4 protein-coding genes are annotated in these 2,777 nt (G+C 68.8%); 3 read left to right on the top strand and 1 reads right to left on the bottom strand.

The annotated features are described in order from the left end of the window. The first annotated feature begins 143 nt into the window (after nt 1–143). Genes ACFWXO_RS29380 through ACFWXO_RS29370 form a run of 3 tightly spaced genes read left to right on the top strand, consistent with a single transcriptional unit; the run spans nt 144 to nt 2,068 of the window. On the top strand, nt 144–1,337 hold the full coding sequence (locus ACFWXO_RS29380) for a JmjC domain-containing protein (protein WP_380527299.1): 1,194 nt from the start codon (nt 144–146) through the stop codon (nt 1,335–1,337). Further along, the gene (locus ACFWXO_RS29375) at nt 1,271–1,714 is read left to right on the top strand and encodes an aldo/keto reductase (RefSeq protein WP_380527297.1); all 444 of its coding nucleotides are present in this window, start codon (nt 1,271–1,273) and stop codon (nt 1,712–1,714) included. The genes ACFWXO_RS29380 and ACFWXO_RS29375 overlap by 67 nt, the downstream gene beginning before the upstream one ends. Nucleotides 1,715–1,726: 12 nt before the next feature. After that, nucleotides 1,727–2,068: a hypothetical protein gene (locus tag ACFWXO_RS29370; protein ID WP_380527295.1), complete on the top strand. Its 342-nt coding sequence runs from the start codon at nt 1,727–1,729 to the stop codon at nt 2,066–2,068. Here ACFWXO_RS29370 and ACFWXO_RS29365 read toward each other — a convergent pair. Then, nucleotides 2,056–2,777: hypothetical protein (locus ACFWXO_RS29365; protein WP_380527294.1), on the bottom strand; the 722-nt coding region annotated here is incomplete at its 5' end. The genes ACFWXO_RS29370 and ACFWXO_RS29365 overlap by 13 nt on opposite strands.

Raw genomic sequence — 2,777 nt, 5'->3', positions numbered from 1 at the left:
GGGTCGCGCGGGGGGGGGGGGGGGGGGGTGTGTCCCCCCACCCCCCCTGCTGTGTGAGGGGGGCGCGTCACCCCGGGTGGGGGCCCCCCGGGCCGCGGCCCCCCCCCCCCCCCCCGCTCCAGCACACTCCTGAGGAGGTAGCAGTGGAACACCGACTGGTCAGCGCCATCGAGACGGCTCTCGGATGGCAGAGTTCGGAGCCGATCGGTACCGGCTTCATGCTCGGGCGGATCGAGGACGACGCGCTCCTGTCGCGCATCCTCACCCCGGACAAGCTGCTCGACATCGCCATGCGGCGCAGCTTGAACCGGCCGCAGTTCCGGGCCTTCCAGATGGGCGAGGAAGTCCACCCGGCCGTGTACTTCACCGACACCGTCAGCCCGCGCGGACAGTCCGTCCCGATGACCAACATGCATCGCCTCGGGGACCTGCTCCGGCAGGGTGCGACGCTCATCATGGACCAGGTCAACGTCTTCGATCCCACCATGGAAGTCGCCTGCCGCGCCTTGCAGTGGTGGGCGCACGAGCGCGTACAGGTGAACGCGTACCTCACCACCAACGATGCCGCGGGGTTCCCGCTGCACTGGGATGACCACGATGTGATCATCGTTCAGCTTTCGGGAGAAAAGGACTGGGAGGTTCGAGCCACCTCCCGCGCCGTGCCCATGTACCGGGACGCTGACCCCAACAGCACGCCCAGTGACACCGTGATCTTCAACGGCGCACTCCAGGCCGGTGACGTCATGCACATTCCGCGCGGCCACTGGCATCAAGCCACCCGCACCGGAAGCGGCGCCGGTCACAGCCTCCACGTCACGTTCGGCGTCACCAGGCGCACCGGCGCCTCCTGGATGGCCTGGCTGGGCGACTGGTGCCGAGAGCAGGAGGTCTTCCGCCACGACCTCGACCACAGGGGTACCGGCAGTTCCGCCCTGGTCGAAGCCGCCACCCGCCTTGTCGGCCGGCACGGCCCGGAGGACTTCCTCACGGCCTACGGACTCCAGACCGCTCCCGGGCGCCACGTGCCCTTCCTCGGCATTTCCGGCCCGCCTCGCACCGTGGTGTGCACCACCCACTTCCCACCCCGGATCAAGGAGAACGGTGACACCGTGGATGTCACGGCGGCCGGGAAGAAGCTCACCGTCGCCGCCAAGGCCGTCCCCTCCCTGCGGCTGCTGCTCAGCGGCCGACCGGTCCCGCTCGAACGGGCAGCGGCGACCGCTGGGGACGAGATCCACGAGGTCGCCGCGATCCTGATCAAGGAGGAGCTGTGCGCACCGCTGACCGACGAACTGTCCTCGGGCTACACCGGTCTCGTCACCGACGCGACCTCCTGAGCGACGCTCTGGACCTCGGTGTCACTGCGATCGACACCGCCTCGAACTACCTCGGCCATCACTCTCACCGCACCCTCGCAACGGTCGCCGGTGACCTGCTCCCGAAGTTCTCGATCTCCACCAAAGTCGGCTACTTCGAAGACGGCCACAGCCTCCTCCCGGAACGACTCCGGCACGCTGTCGAGAAGACGGCCAAGGATCTCGGCCACGAGCCGGGCACGATCCTCCTGCACAACCCGGAACACTCCGCCCCGGACGCCGAGACCTTGACGCACGCGTGTGCCGCCCTGGTCGACGCGACAGCGGCGGGGCTGTGCGAGCACTGGGGGATCTCCACGTGGGACCCACGCCCGCTGGTCGGCCTCGACGCACCGTGACCGGACGTCCTGATGGTTCGCTCCGGCCTCCTGGTCAGCAACAGAGTCCTCGACGCCGCTGAGGCACTGGTGACCTGGTGGCGGCCGGCCGCGGTGTGGGGCATGAGCCCGTTCGGAGGCAGCGCGACCGCCCCCGTATGGGCAAGGGTGGAGCCGAGGACATTCCTGCGGGTACCGGCTGCCACGACGGTGCAGGCAGCATTCCGGGTCGCCTTCGCGCTCCCCAGGGTGGACGCGGTGGCAGTGAGCACCGACGACACCGGGCACCTTCGAGAGCTGCTCGGCGGCCTGGCGTACGAAATCGACACTGAGGTGCTCCGGTCGTACCGGCAGCTCCTGCGTCAGTCCACGTGAAGCTCCTTCACCACCTGCTCCGCCAAAACGCGGGCACCCTCAAGGCGCGGGTCCTCGGGATGTGCGTACGGCCCGAGGATCTTCGCCGCGACGAACAAGGTCATCAGCTTGCCGTCCCTGCTCGCGAAGTCGCGGCTCCGCTCACCGCGGACGCGATCGGCCAGCGCCGGTACCGCCAGCGATGCCGCCCACAGCGTGGCAGCGTCCAGACCGCGCGGGGCCATGCCCCAGTCCTCCCAGTCGAAGACGCAGAACTCGGGCGCGGTCACATTCGCCCAGTTCAGATCCGCATGCGCCGGACACCACTCACTCACCGTGGTGTCGATGCCCGGGAACACCTGGCAGATCGTCCGAGTCACCAGCTCCTGGGTGATCGTCTCCGTGTCCGGAGTGGCGATCCGATTCGTCCGCTGACCGGCGAGCGCATCGAGAGAGGCATTCAGCTCCGACCACCATCGGGGCGGCAGCCCGGGGTCCTCGGCCACAACTGCGGATCCTGCTGGGGCAGACGGCAGCAGTTCGGTCTCATCAGCCCGCCACATCACCGGCTCGGCCTCGTCCCGCCAGGCGAAGCCCGCGAGCCACGCGGGCTTCGCGATCCCGCGCAAGGCCTCAGAAGCGATTCCCAAACCGAAGGTAGGGTCACGTTTTCCCAGGTGAGGTATGTGGCCGTCTGTCGGTAGGCATGCTCGTGCCGTCGTGTGGGTGC

It is taken from the genome of Kitasatospora sp. NPDC059088, from assembly GCF_042738155.1.
Lineage (GTDB): Bacteria > Actinomycetota > Actinomycetes > Streptomycetales > Streptomycetaceae > Kitasatospora.
This window is presented reverse-complemented; position numbering and strand designations above follow the sequence as displayed.